General features: G+C 57.4%; 13 protein-coding genes and 3 pseudogenes. 9 read left to right on the top strand and 7 right to left on the bottom strand.

Going from position 1 to position 16,734, the window contains the following annotated elements:
- The first annotated feature begins 3 nt into the window (after positions 1–3).
- A pseudogene (locus ACT9T4_RS14740) lies at positions 4–555 on the top strand (arsinothricin resistance N-acetyltransferase ArsN1 family B).
- Between the two features lie 277 nt (positions 556–832).
- On the opposite strand, the pseudogene ACT9T4_RS14745 reads toward ACT9T4_RS14740, so the two are convergent.
- Positions 833–1,453, bottom strand: a pseudogene (locus ACT9T4_RS14745) (tyrosine-type recombinase/integrase).
- A gap of 134 nt (positions 1,454–1,587) precedes the next feature.
- Positions 1,588–2,756, bottom strand: a protein-coding gene (locus tag ACT9T4_RS14750; protein ID WP_499117650.1) for an IS3 family transposase whose coding sequence is annotated in 2 segments (ribosomal slippage) — positions 1,588–2,495 and positions 2,495–2,756 — 1,170 coding nt in all. Because the reading frame shifts where the segments join, the coding sequence is not laid out codon by codon here.
- A gap of 157 nt (positions 2,757–2,913) precedes the next feature.
- Between ACT9T4_RS14750 and ACT9T4_RS14755 the strand changes: the two genes are divergently transcribed.
- The gene (locus ACT9T4_RS14755) at positions 2,914–5,373 is read left to right on the top strand and encodes a mechanosensitive ion channel family protein (protein ID WP_499117652.1); all 2,460 of its coding nucleotides are present in this window, start codon (positions 2,914–2,916) and stop codon (positions 5,371–5,373) included.
- A gap of 202 nt (positions 5,374–5,575) precedes the next feature.
- Here ACT9T4_RS14755 and ACT9T4_RS14760 read toward each other — a convergent pair whose 3' ends face one another.
- Both ACT9T4_RS14760 and ACT9T4_RS14765 read right to left on the bottom strand, forming a co-directional pair.
- Positions 5,576–5,980 carry a hypothetical protein gene (locus ACT9T4_RS14760; RefSeq protein WP_499117654.1) on the bottom strand — a complete coding sequence of 135 codons (405 nt, stop codon included), beginning with the start codon at positions 5,978–5,980 and terminating at the stop codon, positions 5,576–5,578.
- Positions 5,981–6,279: 299 nt separating this feature from the next.
- Positions 6,280–6,651 (bottom strand): VOC family protein, encoded by a 372-nt coding sequence (locus tag ACT9T4_RS14765; protein WP_499117656.1) that lies wholly within the window; start codon positions 6,649–6,651, stop codon positions 6,280–6,282.
- A 99-nt stretch (positions 6,652–6,750) separates the two neighbouring features.
- Here ACT9T4_RS14765 and ACT9T4_RS14770 point away from each other — a divergent pair, with 99 nt between their 5' ends.
- A complete protein-coding gene (locus ACT9T4_RS14770) occupies positions 6,751–7,635 on the top strand; it encodes a LysR family transcriptional regulator (protein WP_499117658.1) in 885 nt (294 codons plus the stop codon).
- Between the two features lie 46 nt (positions 7,636–7,681).
- Here ACT9T4_RS14770 and ACT9T4_RS14775 read toward each other — a convergent pair whose 3' ends face one another.
- From ACT9T4_RS14775 to ACT9T4_RS14785, 3 genes and pseudogenes are all read right to left on the bottom strand, one after another.
- Complete coding sequence (locus ACT9T4_RS14775; protein ID WP_499117660.1) at positions 7,682–8,782, bottom strand: alkene reductase; 1,101 nt, start codon at positions 8,780–8,782, stop codon at positions 7,682–7,684.
- A 193-nt stretch (positions 8,783–8,975) separates the two neighbouring features.
- Positions 8,976–9,469 (bottom strand): annotated as a pseudogene (locus tag ACT9T4_RS14780) (IS66 family transposase); the annotation flags it as partial.
- 85 nt (positions 9,470–9,554) lie between these two features.
- Positions 9,555–10,445, bottom strand: coding sequence for a LysR substrate-binding domain-containing protein (locus tag ACT9T4_RS14785; RefSeq protein WP_499117663.1), 891 nt, complete (start codon positions 10,443–10,445; stop codon positions 9,555–9,557).
- Between the two features lie 110 nt (positions 10,446–10,555).
- Here ACT9T4_RS14785 and phnD point away from each other — a divergent pair, with 110 nt between their 5' ends.
- The 6 genes from phnD to ACT9T4_RS14815 all read left to right on the top strand — a co-directional run bounded on the left by phnD (position 10,556) and on the right by ACT9T4_RS14815 (position 16,675).
- Positions 10,556–11,422, top strand: a complete 867-nt coding sequence (gene phnD, locus ACT9T4_RS14790) for a phosphonate ABC transporter substrate-binding protein (protein ID WP_499117665.1) — start codon at positions 10,556–10,558, stop codon at positions 11,420–11,422.
- Positions 11,419–12,213, top strand: a complete 795-nt coding sequence (gene phnC, locus ACT9T4_RS14795; RefSeq protein ID WP_499117667.1) for a phosphonate ABC transporter ATP-binding protein — start codon at positions 11,419–11,421, stop codon at positions 12,211–12,213. The genes phnD and phnC overlap by 4 nt, the downstream gene beginning before the upstream one ends.
- A gap of 1 nt (position 12,214) precedes the next feature.
- Positions 12,215–13,033, top strand: a complete 819-nt coding sequence (phnE, locus tag ACT9T4_RS14800; RefSeq protein ID WP_499117669.1) for a phosphonate ABC transporter, permease protein PhnE — start codon at positions 12,215–12,217, stop codon at positions 13,031–13,033.
- 223 nt (positions 13,034–13,256) lie between these two features.
- The gene (gene psrA / locus ACT9T4_RS14805; protein WP_499117739.1) at positions 13,257–14,348 is read left to right on the top strand and encodes an iron-containing alcohol dehydrogenase PsrA; all 1,092 of its coding nucleotides are present in this window, start codon (positions 13,257–13,259) and stop codon (positions 14,346–14,348) included.
- Positions 14,349–14,465: 117 nt separating this feature from the next.
- Complete coding sequence (locus ACT9T4_RS14810; RefSeq protein WP_499117671.1) at positions 14,466–15,761, top strand: MFS transporter; 1,296 nt, start codon at positions 14,466–14,468, stop codon at positions 15,759–15,761.
- 41 nt (positions 15,762–15,802) lie between these two features.
- Complete coding sequence (locus tag ACT9T4_RS14815; RefSeq protein WP_499117673.1) at positions 15,803–16,675, top strand: LysR substrate-binding domain-containing protein; 873 nt, start codon at positions 15,803–15,805, stop codon at positions 16,673–16,675.
- Positions 16,676–16,734: the final 59 nt, after the last annotated feature.

Consider the following 16,734-nt stretch of genomic DNA (forward strand, 5'->3'; position numbering starts at 1 on the left):
ATCATGATCAATGTGAGGGAGGCATCCGATTCGGATGCCGAAGCAATCCAAGCAATCTGTGAACCTGTGGTGCTTGTCACTGCTATCTCGTTCGAAGAGGTGCCCCTTCAGTAGAGGAAATGCGGGGGCGGATACTTGCGACCCTTGAGACCTATCCCTACTTGGTGGCTGAACAAGAAGGAGTTGTCATCGGCTATGCCTACGCAAGCCAGCACAGTGCTCGAGCAGCATACCGCTGGGCTGTCGATGTGACGGTGTACATCGCTGAAAACGCGCGCCGTGAAGGGGGTGGGGCGGCGGCTGTACGCGACCTTGTTATCGATGCTCAAAGGGATGGGCTACCGCTCCGTCTATGCGGGAATTGCACTGCCAAATGCAGGGAGCGTCGGGCTTCATGAGCGGCTAGGTTCCCGGCATATCGGCACATTCCCCCAGGTGGGATACAAGCATGGTGCGTGGCATGACGTGGGGTACTGGCTTCTTGATCAGGGCGACCGATCAGTGTCGCCCCTGGGGCCTATTCGCTTTCTTGGGTACCTGCCGAATTGCGATTAGCTCATTATCTCCTAAGGCGAGGCAATGACTGCTTCTGGCCGATTGCTGCCGGTGACGACGGGCAGCTATAGCTAGAAACATAACAAAGGCGCAAAGAACGACTCATTCGAATGACATGGGGCATTTTCCTAATCTCATAGTCGTCAGGAACGCTGATGGCCGGGCAGATCGCCATTTGTAATCCGCAAAACGACTATCTCTCTGCGTCGCCCGCTACGCTGTAATCGTCCGCATTGAGCGGTTAGCGACGGCCTGACATCGACCGTCCCCTACATGGTCAAACCTCGGTCTGCTCCGCCATTTCCAAGGCGTCATCGACCTCAATCCCAAGATATCTAACGGTGCTCTCCAGCTTCGTATGGCCGAGCAGCAGTTGAACCGCACGCAGGTTCTTCGTTCTGCGATAGATCAGTGATGCCTTCGTACGTCTCATTGTGTGAGTGCCATACATGGCAGGATCAAGGCCAATGGCTTTCACCCAGCCTTTCACGATACGAGCGTATTGACGGGTGGATAGATGCTCTGAGGTACGCAGCCGGCTGGGAAAAAGGCAGTCCTCGCTACGGAGCTGTGCTTGATGTATCCAGGCCGCGAGAGCAGACCGTGTTTGCTCAGTGATCTCGAACTGCACTGGCCGCTGCGTTTTCTTCTGCATCACCGCGGCTCGCTATGACACGTGTTCGCCATGGGCAACGTCGCACACACGCAGCTTAGTTAAGTCGCAGGCTCTAAGCTTGCTGTCGATAACCAGATCGAAGAGGGCCAGATCACGGGTTTTTTGTGCAATTTGCAGCCTTACTCGGATGGCCCAGATATCTCTCAGTCGGAGCGGGGTTTTCTGCCCGACCAGTTTTCCTTTGTTCCAGGGCTGACGGCTGCAGGTAGCGATGGTGTTCATGGCAAATCCTCCAGGTGTGGGAGGATAAGGATGGCTAGCGAGAGCAGTAGTCGCTAACCGGCCATGAGCAATAGTTAGGATGTGTCTATAAAGCTAGGGGCGATTCAGCTTACTGCGTGCATGAGGTGTAGTGGTCAACAATTCCCGGACACAGAATTGAGTTTTTCTTCCGCAATCGCTGGCGGCACGAAACCGTTGTGCTGATGCGGTCTTGTCCAATTGTAGCGCTGCATGAGATAGCGACCTATATCTTGCTCGGCCAGCGTTGTCGTCATGTAGCCCGCCGTCGGCACCCACTCCGTTTTCAAGCTACGAAACAGCCGCTCCATGGGGGCGTTGTCGTAGCAGTTTCCCCGTCGGCTCATGCTTTGCGTCATCCGATAGCGCCAGAGCCGCTGACGGAAATTACGGCTGCCATATTGGCTGCCCTGGTCGCTATGAAACAGGACACCCTGCGGCCTGCCACGCATCTCGTAAGCTCTGTCGAGCGCCTTGATGACCAAGTCGGCATCGGGCTTGGCAGACATCGCCCAGCCCACCACTCTGCGGCTGTACAAGTCCAGGACGACGGCCAGGTAGCTCCATCGACCCTGCGTCCAGATATAGGTGATATCGCTGCACCAGACCCTGTTTGGCGCTGCAACAGTGAACTGCCGGTCGAGGATATTGGGAATGTCAGGGCGCTCAATCGTGGCCTTCTTGTACGCATGAGAACCTGGCTGCTTGCTGATCAATCCCTGTTCCTTCATCAAGCCCCGGACCTTGAAGCGCCCGACCTCGGTGCCTTCGTCCTTGAGCATGGCAACGATACTGCGACTACCGGCTGAGTCACGGCTTTGGCTGAACAGCTCGTTGATGCGGCTGCGCAGACTCACTCGGCGCACATCGATGCGACGCCGTCGTGCCAGATAGGCGTAGTAACACGATCGGGGTAGTTCGAAGACCGAACACAACAGCTGAACAGGATGACGCTTGGCCAACTGCCGAATCGACTTCAACGTCTGCGCCCGTGCTCCTCGGCCATCAAGAGCGCAGTGGCCTCCTTTAAGATTTTCTTCTCAAGCTCCAGCCGGTTGATACGGGCCTGGAGTTCCTGGATCGTCTGCTGCTCAGGCGTGAGCGCCTTGGCACTAGGCGTGATACCTCCACGCTCCAGCTGCAACTGGGCGACCCAGCGGCGTAATGCGGTCTCACCCACGTCGAGGGATTTGGCGGCCTCAGGGCAGCTGTAGCCTTGGTCGAGCACCAGGCTGGCAGCCTCGCGCTTGAAGGCAGCAGTGAAAGTACGTCGTTGTCTGATCATCGAACACCTCTACATGGCAATCATCTTCGCCTAAAAAGGTGTCCGGGGTTAGTAGACCACTACAAGGTTTTTAGACTAGGTTTTAGCACTGACATTACTCTGCACTCTCGATGACTAAGCAGCCAACAAAATTGTTTACGCACGGACGACTTAATAAATGCGCGCGATGAAAAGCTTAGCCTTGCCTTACGTTTGTTGGCGATGGCTGGCGGCTGCATTTCTGTGCATCGGTGCTTTGGCCAGTGCCGATACGTTACCCAGTAGCACGACGGCATATGACGCACCTCCGACGAAAGCTTTACCGATTGCGCTGACGGATATTCTCGATCGTGCCGACGAAGATCAGCAGCGCGTGGATTGGGCAAAGCGGCTGCTTGCCTCGCCGGATCCGGTCGAGCATCTGAACGGCGTGCTAGACGACATCGCTCGTCCGGCTCACATCAAACAACGCACCTCTCACAGCGTCGTCTTTGGTGAGTTGCCTGTTATGCGAATTGAGAGCCTGGCTCGACATTGGGAGTTCGATGCTCGTCGTCTAGAGCGTTGGGAGATGCAAGCGCGTCGTGCGTTTAGCCCTTACTCCGACAGCGCACTGCACTTGGCTCAGCGCCGCGCTGTTTGGGCATCGACGCAAGCAGCGGGGGTGCTGGAAGGGTTGCCCCCGGTTCTCTCTGCTCGTATCGAGAGCATGCTGACGCAGATCGATGCTGCCGAGTCCAGTCTAAGCGTGGAGCTTTCCCGGCAGTTCGCACTCATGCAGCGGGCAAGCGAGCTCAAAGCGCTTATCGAAGCGGGCAGCAACGAGGTCGCTGCAGCGCTCGATGATCTGGATCGTCGGTTGCTGCGGGTCGATGTGCCGCCGCTTTGGCAAGCACTTGGGGCGAGCACGGAGCAGACCACCACCTGGGCTGCCATGTGGCGCGGTCTGGAGATCGAGGAGCAATTCGCGCGCGACTACCACGCGGCTGGCACGCGTAATCAGCAGGCTCTTACGCTGGTTCAGATTCTGCTGCTGCCGCTGATTCTGTGGCTGGTCGTCCGTAGCCGCCGCACGCTACGTGGCAATGACGAGCCGGAAAAGCTAACACGCGCATTGCGTCGTCCTTTCTCTGCCTGGCTGCTGCTGTGCATGCTTGCCGTACTGGTGCTGGAGCCGGATGCCCCGCTATTGGCCCAGGAAGCAGCGCTGCTGGTAGCGCTGGTGCCTGTACTGAGGCTGCTGCCCGGTGGGGTGCTACGCGCTCTTGGCGTGTGGCCATACATCGCCATCGCGATGTATGGGCTTGATCGCTTGGGCATCGTGGCTGCGGGCGATAGCGGGATTTATCGAATCTACCTTCTCTTAATCAACTGCCTTGCGCTGGCGCTAACCCTTTGGTTGCTGCGTAGCGCAATGCCAGCCGTCCAGAAGCGTGACAGTCGATTGCAGCGAATCATGCGCCCCATCGGCTGGGCAGCGTCGGCCTTGTTGAGCGTAGCGCTTGGCGCCAACATCGTCGGCAATACCTCATTGGCCGAGACGCTGACCAGTGGCGTGATCGATAGTGGTTATATGGCGCTGTTGCTCTATGCCAGCATTGCTGCGTGCGTGGGGCTGTTCCGAGCGCTGTTGGGGCAACCGGAACTCGCCAATCGCCATTTCGTTCGGCATCAGGAAATGGCTTTGCAATCCGCATTCACTCGCCTGCTGATGTTTGGCGCCGCATTCGGCTGGCTCCTTTACAGCATGGATCGATTTCGCGTGCTGCGGCCGCTGTATAGCGTGAGTAGCACGGTCATGGAGTTCGGTATCGACGTTGGTGAGGTTTCGGTAAACCTCGGCGATCTGCTGGTATTCCTGCTGTCGGCCTGGCTTGCCTTATGGGCGGCTCGCAGTGTACGACGACTGCTTCGTGCAGAACTGCCAAACCACATCAGGTTGCCGCGAGGCGTGGGCAACAGCATTGCATCGCTCAGTTACTACGGCGTCCTTTTACTCGGCTTGTTGGTGGCGCTATCGGCGGCCGGGTTCAAAGTCAGCCAACTGGCGCTGATATTTGGTGCGCTGGGCGTGGGCATAGGATTCGGGCTGCAGAACGTGGTGAACAACTTCGTTTCTGGTCTGGTGCTCATGTTCGAGCGGCCTATCCAGCCGGGTGATCTGGTCGATGCGGCTGGAACCTCTGGCACGGTTCGCGAGATCAGCTTGCGTGCGACCACCATTCGCACATCGGATGGCGCCGACGTGGTCGTGCCCAACGGTCTGCTGCTCAGCGGCAACCTGACCAACTGGACTATGTTTGATCAAAGTCGGCGCATTGAAATCCCAGTAGGCGTCGCCTACGGGTCGGATCCTGCAACGGTCATGACTGTATTGAGTACGGCCGTGCGTGAAACGCCAGGTGTGGCTGAACAACCCGCGCCTGTGGTCGTCATGACCGGCTATGGTGACAGCGCCCTGAATTTCACCATAAGTGCCTGGACACACGATATCAGTACCTGGACTAGGTTGCGTGGCGAGATGCTCACCCGCCTTTTGGCCGCTCTGCAAGACGCAGGAGTCTCGGTGCCCTATAAACAGGTTGATGTGAATCTGCATACCGTGCAGGAGCAAAAACCACTGCAGCCTTCAGTTTAATGAAGTGACAAACCAGCTGCCGCCATAAACCGTAGCCATAAGGGATTAAGCAGAAAGTATGAGCACACCATTGATTCTGTTCACCAAGGCACTGGACTTGGCATACGAGCGGTACGATGGGGCTCACGCACACGGATCACATCACCGCATGCGTCAGAATCTTTGAGAATATCCACAAAGAGGAGTCAACTCCCTCGAAGGATCACTTAATGCTAAAGCTGATTTTGTATGGCACGGCCTCACCACGCCTAGCCGAGGCGCGCATCTGAAAAAGCTGTACCGTATATTTGCCTGACGCCGGTAACGTCCCAGTCCAGTCTGAGCCAACACTGCCACTACCCAAGGCACTGGACTGCCCCGGTTGATCGCCTGGGGCGAACACGTTGAAGTTCGCATTGCTACTGCCGGTGATCAGCACCGTCATACGTTGTCCCGACTTCGCCGCCAACGTGTACTGGACAGTGTCATAGCCCTTGAACGTGCCATTAACCTGCGCGCTATTTGCACCCTTTGCAAAGCTGACCGTTACGGTGGTCACCTTGTCGGCTGCCCAGCATGCAGAGGAGGTGAGCACGAGCACTAGGCTGTAAATCATTGCGTTGTTCATATGCACTCCTTTGAAAGTGTGATGAAGATTACAGGGTGGATGCGTCGCAAGGGCGTGAACAATGTCGTAATAAATATTCAGATTGCAAAAAGCCAAGAAATCCAATCCAGCGATTTCTTCATCATAACTAATGCGTTATTGGAGGCCGCGCCATCAATACATTGATCGACATTACGTTGTTGTCTCGGTTAAAGGCAGAGCTGCTTGCTAAACATCAGTAGTGTAATCAGACCTCGTAACACGTGCGCTTTGCAAAGCTCTACAGCCACCTGGTGAACAGCACTCCACTATCAGCCTTGTCAACGATTGCCAGGGAAGACTGTTTCCAGCAACTGCCCGCCTGGGGTGCGCAAGAAAATGCGCCGCTCGTTGAGGGTCGCAATCTCCGTCGCTCTGTAGGCAACGCCAAGGCGCTCAAGCTTTGCCTTGAACGCGTCGTAGTCGCCCATGCGGAAACCCACGTGATCGATAAATTCGGCGACACGAAACAGGCCTGCTCCGTGGCTTTCAACAATGTGCACCAGAGGCTGGTCATCGCTGTACAACCAATGGCCAGGAATACCACCGATCTCGATAGGGCGGGGGCGCTCCTGCAGATCAAAGACTTGCATCATGAAGTCGCGAGTACCGCTGAGGTCTCGAGTACGAAGTGTTACGTGATCAATGAACACGATAGGAGCCCTCATTAAGTCAATGGGGAAACGATATCGCTGATCAGGTTGGCGTAGAATCCGGCCAAAAGCGCAATCATATTCAGGGAAATCCGAATAATGCTCTTGGAAAATCTGGCGCTGTTTTTGTTGATCGTTGAGAAAGGTAGCTTGTCGGCGGCTGGTCGTGAGGTAGGGCTCTCGCCAACCTCTGTATCAGAGCGACTCGGGGCGTTGGAGAAGCATTACGGGGCGACATTACTAACCCGCACTACACGTTCGATCAGCCTGACCGATGAAGGCCGGCTTCTGGTAGACGGCGCGCGTCGAATGCTTGCCGACGCCGAAGACATCGAGAGCAACATCAAACTGGGCACAGAGCGTATTTCCGGCCTTATACGCCTGAGTGCACCGGTCGATCTGGGGCGCAATCGTATCGTGCCCATACTGGATCAATTTCTCGACGACAATCCTAACGTCAGCCTTGACCTGAATCTGACTGACGGCTTTCTCGATCTTGCTGGTCAAGGCATCGACTTTGCGATTCGCTATGGGGCGTTGTCCGACAGTACGCTGCGCGTACGAAAACTCAGCGAGGGGCGCCGAGTTGTGTGTGCATCCCCGGCTTATCTAAGTGCTCACGGAACGCCCCTGCATCCATCTGAGTTGGCCCAGCAGCAGTGCATCCTGATGCGCTTTGGTGCCAACATTCACCGTGAATGGCTGTTCCGAGCTGACGGTCGCTCGTTCAAGGTTTTGGTGCCAGGCAGACGCATCGCCAATGACGGCGATCAAGTACGCCAGTGGTGCCTGGCCGGTCATGGTATCTGTATCAAATCTTACCTTGATGTGCGCGATGATTTGGAGGCGGGGCGGCTTATCGAAGTGCTGGGGGCTTATTCTTTACCGGGTGTGGACTTGCAAATTGTCTACCCTTCCGGCCATACGTTGCCACGTCGCGTCAAATTGCTGATGGACGAAATCTCCTCGAAGCTGGTGACTTGAGCCCGCTTCAAGGAGTGTTCTGTTTGGGTTTGCCGAGCCTTATGTCTCAGCTCTGCTGAGACCACGCCGGAAAATCGGAGTAACCGCGTTCGGTACCGCCAAACAACTCAGCGCCTTCCAAGCCGGCTAATGGGTAGCCCTTCTCCAGCCTCAGTGGCAGATCCGGGTTGGCCACGAACTTGCGGCCGAAGGCGACGAAGTCAGCATAGCCTTTACTCAGCACCCAATCTGCCAGTTCCAAGTCGTATTTGCCGGCTACCACAATGGCGTTGCGAAAGCGCTCACGCACAGCCTGGCGGAACTCCTCGGGAAACTTAGGCGCATCGTCCCAATCCGCTTCCACCAAGTGCAGGTACGCAATACCTTTGTCCTGCAGATAGGTGGCCGCTTGCAGAATCGTTGGCAGAATGTCCGGACACGCCATGCCCCGCGCCGTCAGGAATGGCGCGACACGAATCGCGGTGCGCTCGGCACCCACTTCATCGATCACCGCATCCATGACCTCTTTGAGAAAGCGCAGACGGTTTTCCCGCGAACCGCCGTATTCATCCGTGCGCACGTTGGAGGTGGTACGCATGAACTGATCAATCAGGTAGCCGTTGGCGCCATGCACTTCCACACCGTCGAAGCCTGCGGCCATGGCATTGCGGGCGGCGTTGCGGAAGTCGTTGACGACGTCGTGTATTTCGTCACGGCTCAGGGCCCGCGGCGTTGGGCATTTGACCATGCTGCCCACACCTGTCGCAGGATCCACTTTCCAGATGCTGCCTTCGAACGCGATGGCAGACGGCGCAACCGGTAGCTCGCCGTTATGGAAATCCGGGTGCGACATACGCCCCACGTGCCATAGCTGCAGAAAAATACGACCGCCAGCGGCATGCACCGCATTGGTCACCAGGCGCCAGCCGGCAACCTGCTCGTAACTGTGAATGCCGGGCGTGTAGGAATAGCCCTTACCCTGCGGGGAAATCTGCGTGGCTTCGGTAACAATGAACGCTGCCGATGCACGCTGGGCGTAGTACACCGCGTTCATGGCGTTCGGCACGTCACCAGGCTGAGTGCTACGCGAGCGGGTCATGGGAGCCATGACCACACGATTAGGGGTGTGCAGTTTGCCAACAGAACCGGGGGTAAATAATGCGGACATCAGCGCCTCCTTCTAGGGCGTCAGTGAATATTCTGGAAAGAGAATAGCCTGATGGAAACGTCTGATAATCGGCCCACAACGGAAAACAGTTTGCGGGCTATCCGGATAATCCAAGAATAAAACACCCACTCTGGCTTGAATGTTCAGCGGGCCGTCATACATGAGGAAGCAGGGAGCAAACGTTACCTTCGCGTTATGTCGGTAGACGAGTCAGCACCTTTTCAGGTGAACAGAGTGCTCATGCCCATTGAGCCGTGCGGACTGGATCAAACGTACGATCACCGCCGCAGGCCTACCGCTACGCAACACGCCCGCGAACAGTCGGTTCGACCGCCCAAGTGCCCACGGCTGGATTTGATTCTTGCCCCCGTTGCTATCGATGGGCACCACACCGCTTTCTAAATAGCGCGTCATCCCCATCCTGCGTCTGAGGCTGTAATCCAGCGCAGCACTTTTTCGGCGATCTGACACTTGTGGGTCGAGTGCCAATCGAAGTGCTTTCGGCGTGCATGGGTCATGCAGTCGATCTCCGTAACTTCTATTGCAGAAGCCGCGTTGTACCCAGCAAAGTCGTCGTAGACCCTCCCACCATTTTTAGTTGCCAAGAAAATTTCGGGAATGCTCGCCAGCACGGCTCAGACTGAAGTCGTAGGTAACCGTAGCAAGTTCAGAAACTAGCTGGTGGCAAAGATCCAGATATAAATTCGGTGAGTTATCTACACGCCAATTATCGATATTTGCGGAGTTTCGTTTGCGTGAACGACTCCTTGCGTCAGGATGTCTTGTTCGAACGGTTACGCTCAAGACGGGCCTCGTTTGCACAGGCCAGGAAGGTCTCGATTACCTGGCAGCGGCGTTCAGCTAGGCAATACAGGTAGGTCTCGGTGTACACCGGATTACCTTCCAAACGGATGGCTTTGAGGTTGGGGCCTGGGATGTACTCGGCTTCTGACACTACGCCCAATCCAATACCTCGCGCCACCGCCTCGCGCAGTGCCTCACGGCTGCCAATTTCCATGATCATGCGCGGCGTCACTTCGCGCTCGGCCAGCGCCTGCTCAAACGCCAGGCGAGTGGTCGAACCTTGCTCGCGTCGTAACATTGGCTGACCCTGCAGCTCTTCTATCCGCACCGTATCGTGCTGAGCCAAGGGATGTTCATGATGGGCGAATACGATGATGCGATGACGGGCATACAACGTCGAGTGGAAAGCTGGATCCTCATGCAGGCCAGCCAATACCCCGATATCCGTCACGTAGTTCTCCAGGTCAGCCAACACCGACGCTGAGTTACCCACCCGAATAGACAACTCGACCTGGGGGTAATCTCGACGATAGGCATCGACCATCTCGATAACGTGAAACGGCCCAACCGCACCTAGACGCAGTTGCCCTCTGACCAAGGCACCTGAGTCTCGTAATAGCCCGTGTGCTTCCGCTTCAAGAGCCATCAGTTGCTGCGCGATGGGCAGTAGCTGCCGGCCAACCGTCGACAGTTCGGCACGGCGACCACGGCGGTGAAACAGTTCGAGATTATGCAGCCTTTCTAAAGCCAATATCTGCGTCGTCACGGTCGGCTGGCTGAGCCCGAGTGATCGTGCACCCGCGCTAAAACTGCCCTGGCGTGCCACTGCCAGGAAGGCACGTAGCTTACTGTTCGACACCTATAGATTCCTTCAATAGTTTTGCGAGAAAACCAATATTGAATCGATGGCATGACGGTCACATTACAAAACTAGGGTAAGCGGCATTCCAACCACAACTCGGATATGCCATGAAAACTCTCCGTAAGCTGTTTTGCGCTGTCAGTGTGTCGTTGCCGCTATTAGTCAGTAGTGAAGTGTTTGCCGAAACGGCATTGAGGATCGGCCTCATCCCCTCCGAAGACTCGCAGTCGATGATCGAGAGCAGCCAGCAGGTGCTTGATCAACTGCAGGCCAAGCTGGGCATGCCGGTCAAACCGTTCGTGGCAACTGATTACAACGGTGTAATCGAGGCTTTGCGTTCCAAGAAACTGGACGTCGCTTATCTGGGGCCGTTCTCTTATGTACTCGCAAGCCAAGTAGCCGATGTCGAGGCCTTTGCCGTAGCAGTGACGAAGAAGACCGGCAAGAGCGCGTACCGCAGCCTTATCGTGACGCGCTCTGACAGCGACATCCAATCGCTGGCAGATCTAAAAGGCCATACGTTCGCCTTTGTCGATCCAAGCTCAGCCTCTGGTCATCTCTTCCCAAAATCGGGTATCGAGCAGGCCGGTTTTCAGCCTGATGAGCTTTTTTCACGGGTGATTTTCTCGGGCTCACACGATGCCAGCATCCTGGCTGTGGCCAATCGCAAGGTGGACGCAGCCGCTGTGGCCGACCGTATTCTTGCCACCGCTACGGCGCAGGGCCAGGTCAAACCGGACGAATTGCGCGTTGTCTGGAGCTCTTCAGATATCCCCGAATCGCCAATGGTCTGGCGCAAGGATCTGGATCCGGCGCTGAAGCAGAAGTTGGCTGCAGCACTCGCTGAGGTCAAGGATATTCCCTGGGGGGATCAGGGCATGCTCAACGGCTTTCAACCGACCCGTGACAGCGCCTACGACGTGGTTCGCGACACCGCCAAGGTGCTCGATCTCGACCTGAGCAAAATGAAATGATCAGCGTCCACCAGCTTACCAAGCGCTATGGGGACAACCCCGTACTGCGGGGCATCGATCTGCAGATCGGCGTTGGCGAGTTCGTCGTGGTGCTTGGCCAGTCTGGCGCTGGCAAGTCCACGCTGCTGCGCTGCATGAACCGCTTGGCTCATGCAGATGGCGGCATGCTCCAGGTCGCCGGAATCGATGCCATGCAAGCGCGTGATGAGCGTGCCCTACGCCGCCAGGTGGCGATGATTTTCCAGCACCACAATGTGGTGCCCCGCCTCTCGGTGTTGAAGAACGTGCTTACTGGGCGCCTGGGATCGCTGTCGACACTGGCCTCGGTTTTGCAGCTTTTCAGCCGAGCCGATGTGGAGCTGGCGCACCAGTGTTTGCGCCGGGTAGAGCTGATGCACAAGGCTGAAGCCCGCACCGACTCTCTTTCCGGCGGGCAAATGCAACGGGTCGGTATCGCGCGCGCGCTGGCTCAGCAGCCCAAGGTCATCCTCGCCGACGAGCCTGTTGCGAGCCTTGATCCGAAGACTGCGCGCCTGGTCATGCAATACCTGCGTGATGCTAGTCGGGATCTTGGAATTACCGTGGTTTGCAACCTGCATCAGGTGGACTTTGCCCGCGAGTTTGGCGATCGCATCATCGGTCTGGCACATGGTCGTCTGGTTTACGACGGCGACGCGGATGGTCTCGACCAGCCTACGCTGCATCGCATCTATCCCGGCGCGAACGAAGACAACCCGGTCGACGCCGAATGCTCTTTGCAGCTGCGTTACAGCACTGGCCTGGGAGGCTGAAATGCGCACCCAAAATTACCGCTGGATGGTAAAAACTCCAGACAGCCTGCGCGGTTGGGCTTCAACTGCCTCACTGGTATTGATACTGCTGGTCGTATTGCACTGGAGTGCAAATGGCGCTCAGCTCAGTTGGGGCGAATTGGCGTCAGGCCTTCCGCAAATCGGCGATTTTCTCTCGCGCTCGGTGCCGCCAGATCTGGATATCTTGCCCAAGCTGATCGCACCGGCCTTGGAAACCCTGCAGATCGCGATCTGGGGCACGCTGTTGGGGATTCTCTTTGCCGTACCTCTGGCCTTTCTCGCTGCTCGCAATCTGCAGAGCAACTGGTGGCTGTATCAAGGAACCCGGCAAGCGCTCAACATCATTCGCAGTATCAACGAGCTAATCCTCGCCCTGGTCTTCGTCTCCGCTGTGGGCTTGGGGCCATTTCCCGGTGTCCTGGCGCTGGCAGTGCATGGCGTAGGCATGCTCGGCAAGTTCTTCGCTGAAAGCATCGAAGAGATAGACCAGGGGCCCCTTGAGGCGCTTCGCGCCACCGGTGCCCGGCCTCTGCAAGTGATCGTGTTTGGTGTGCTCCCGCAAGTCATCACGGCCTGGATTGCCGTGATCCTCTACCGCTTCGAGGTCAACCTGCGCTCGGCAACCGTGCTCGGCATGGTCGGTGCGGGCGGTCTCGGGTTCGAATTAGTCAGTAGCATCAAACTGTTCAAGTATCAGGAAACGGCCACTTGCATCATCGTCATCACACTGATGGTGATTGCCGCCGACATGATTTCGAATCGACTGCGCGCCTCGATTCAGCAAAACGGTAGGCACTGAGCAGCCTTCCGGTGGCTACTCCACAAGGCCGTGTCGACCAGCACGGTCTCTCCAGGCAATTACACGCAACCTAATCGAGCGGAGCATCGCAGCGGTGACGCACGTCTTCTCTACACAAAATGATATCGGCTCAGCCGATGAAGGGCTCGAATCAATCGATTTGAGCCGAATTAGCCTGGCGGCGAACATGGCCTCACATTCAAACAACAATAAAGGAACTGCCATGTCTGCCCACTTCCACAATCCAGTTGCTACCTATTTTGGTAGTGGCAGCCTGAGCCAGATCGCAGCCCTCACCGAAGGCCAGACGGTCGCCCTGGTGACCTTTCCCGAGGCGCGCGGTCTGGGCGTGATAGACAAGATCCAAACGCTGCTGGGCGAGCGTCTGATTCATGTGGTGGAAGACGTGCAGCCTAACCCGGATGTCGCACAGCTGAGCGCGACATACGAACGTTTCTGGGCGCAGGCCGGTGAATGTGAAACGGTACTGGCCGTAGGTGGCGGCAGTGCCATCGATACCGCCAAGGCGTTGATTGTCGGCACGGCGAGCGGGCGCTTCGATGAGTTGCTGATCCTGCTGGGCAGTGGCAAGCCGTTTACCCCGGCGCGCTGCAAAGCACTAATTGCCGCGCCTACAACTGCCGGTACTGGCAGTGAAGTGACGCCATGGGCGACCATTTGGGATGCGGGGCAGCAAAAGAAATATTCACTGCACTTGGAGTGCACCTGGCCCAAAGCGGCAATCATCGATCCGGATCTGATGCTGACGGTACCGGCGGGCGTGACTGTCTCCACCGGCCTCGATGCACTGTCACACGCGCTGGAGTCGATCTGGAACGTCAACGCCAACCCGATCTCCGACACCTTTGCGATCTCTGCCATCGAAGACATCCTCGACTGCCTGCCGCGCTTGCGCGAAGACCTGGGCAGCCGCGAACTACGCGCTCGCATGGCGCTGGCCGCTTTGAAAGCGGGCCTGGCCTTCTCCAATACCAAGACTGCGCTGGCCCATTCCATTTCCTACGAAATGACCCTGCGCCAAGGCCTGCCGCACGGTATTGCGTGCTCCTTCACCTTGCCCTACGTGCTGGGTCTGGCTTGGGGGAGAGATGCCGCGCGCGATCAGACGCTCCAGCGGGTATTCGGGCCTGACCTGGCCAAGGCACAGGAGCGCTTGCGCGGTTTTCTCCATCGCCTGGGCGTGAAGACCGAGTTCACTGATTACGGGGTGACCGAGGTCGAGGCACAGGAGATGATCCTGTTTGCCCTGCAAGGCGCTCGCGGCAAGAATTTCATCGGTTCGCGCGCCGCCTGACACACCGCCTACCTAACATGGGCGGCTGTTCAGGTCGCCTGTTTCCTGTTGCACCGAATAAGAGTGCCGTTCTTCCAACAGCCTGGTTGGAGGGAGCGTAACAAGAAGGAAAATATGATGAATCGTGAGCATTCTCTGTCTGGTTTCGCCGTGCCTGCCAATCCATCCTTTCGCTTAGCCCAGTGGCGAATGCTGTTGGCAGCGATGTTCTGCTACCTGTTTTTCTACACCGGTCGACAGACCTTTGGTTTTGCCATTCCCGGAATGCAGGCCGAGTTTGGCTTGACCAAGGAAACCCTGGGCTGGGTGTCTGCCGCGATGCTTTGGGCCTATGCCATCGGCCAGGCCATTAACGGCAATCTGGCGGACAAGTTCGGCGGGCGTCGCATCATGAGTCTGGGCGCAGTTCTTTCCTGCCTGGCCAACTGGGTCACCAGCTTCGCAGGCGGTGTCGTCAGCTTGATCCTGCCTTGGGGCGTCAACGGGTATTTCCAGGCCCTGGGTTGGGCTCCAGGTAGCCGTCTGATCTCCAACTGGTGGGGCGTGTCCGAGCGCGGCAAGGTTTATGGCTTCTACGTATTCGCTGCGGGCTGCGCTTCGATTCTGTCCTACGTTACCTCGGTGGTCGTGCTTGAGGTGCTGCAACTGGACTGGCGCTGGATTTTTCGCCTGCCGGTGCTGCTCATGCTGGCGGGCGGCATCCTGTTTTTCATCATCGCCCGTGAACGCCCGCAGGACATGGGCTTCGAGCCGCTGGCCGACACCGGTGTGGCAAACGCCGACGACAAGAGCCAAGAGGCCAGCGGCGAAGTTGAAAGCTCTGCGCAGCGCTACAAGGCCGTACTGAGGAACACTCGACTGATCATCGCGGCGGTTTCCCTGGGGTTTCAAAATGCGGCGCGCTACGGCTTGATCGTCTGGGTACCGGTGCACTTTCTGGGCGCCGACTGGAAAAGCGGTGACAGCTGGATCGACCCCAAGTGGATCACCGTCGCGCTGCCCGTCGGTATGGCGGTAGGCGCACTGAGTAACGGCTGGGTATCCGACAAACTCTTCGGCTCCAAACGCTACCTCGCCATCATGCTGTACATGTTCCTCGGCGCAGCGACCAGCCTGTGGATGTGGAGCCTGCCTGCGCACAGCACTATCGCGCTGGGCGCATTGTTCCTATGCGGCTTCTTCGTCTATGGCCCAGCCTCCAGCTTCTGGGCGTTGTGTCCCGACCTGGTTGGCGCCAAGCGCGCAGGCACCGCAACCGGCGTCATGAACTTCTCGTCCTACCTTTTTGCGGGCCTGGCGGAGCCCTTGATCGGCAGCATGCTGGACAGCACGGGCAACACTTCACTGATCTTTGTAGTGGTCGCGTCTGCCTGTATTTGCAGTGCACTGGTCGCACTGTTCGTGCGGCGCTGACCTAGGCTCAACCAGCAGAACTCTCGGAATCGGTAATCTCCATGTACCAGTACCACAAATGGCTCCGCTCCTTTCACGCGGTTGCCCGCAATGGCAGCTTTACCCTCGCCGCAGACTATCTGAGCGTGGGGCAGCCAACTGTCAGCGAGCAGGTGAGTGCATTGGAGAATATGTTTTCCGTCGAGCTCTTTCATCGTCGCGGGCGCTCTATCGAGATGACGGCAGCGGGCCGCCAACTCTATGCCATCACACAGGGCCTGTTCGGCCAGGAGGACGAGGCGGTGCAACTGCTGCAGAGCTTCCGCCAGCGCAAGGCAGGCTTATTGCGACTTGGCGCAGTGTCGCCGCCAATCGCCATGAGCCTGACCTACGCACTGATGCAGCAATATCCGGATGTTGAGTTGGAAACGTCTTTTTCATCCGAGCGCGAAACACTCGAAAGGCTCTACAACTTCGACATCGATGTGGCGATCCTGGCGCTCTCGGAGTTCGATCATCGGCTGCACACGCGCCTGTATCGCCGCTACCCGATCATCGGAGTGGTTCGCGACGATCACCCGTGGGCAGTTCTGGATCAGGTGCGTGTCGAGCAGCTTCGCGGCGAGCGAGTGATCCTGCGCGAACGGGGCTCACGTACCAGGCAACTGGTGGAGGAAGCCTGTCAGCGAGCCGGTATTGAGCTGGACTGCGCCATGCAACTCAACAGCCGTGAGGCCATCGTGCATGCCATTGCTCAGGGAATCGGCATTGGCTTCGTTTCGGCGGTCGAGTATGCCGAAACGCCTGGCACCCGGCCGATCACCTTCGTCGACCACCCGTTTCACATTGAGTACCACCTGTGCTGTCTGGGCATACGCCGTAACCGGCCGATGATCGCCGAGCTATTCCAGAACAGCTTACCGCCACCGACCTGAATGCAACCGAATTCATAACCCAGCCTGCCCTGTCGACGGGGAGGGCAGGCCTCTCTCAT

It is taken from the genome of Pseudomonas sp. SZ40 (assembly GCF_052958135.1).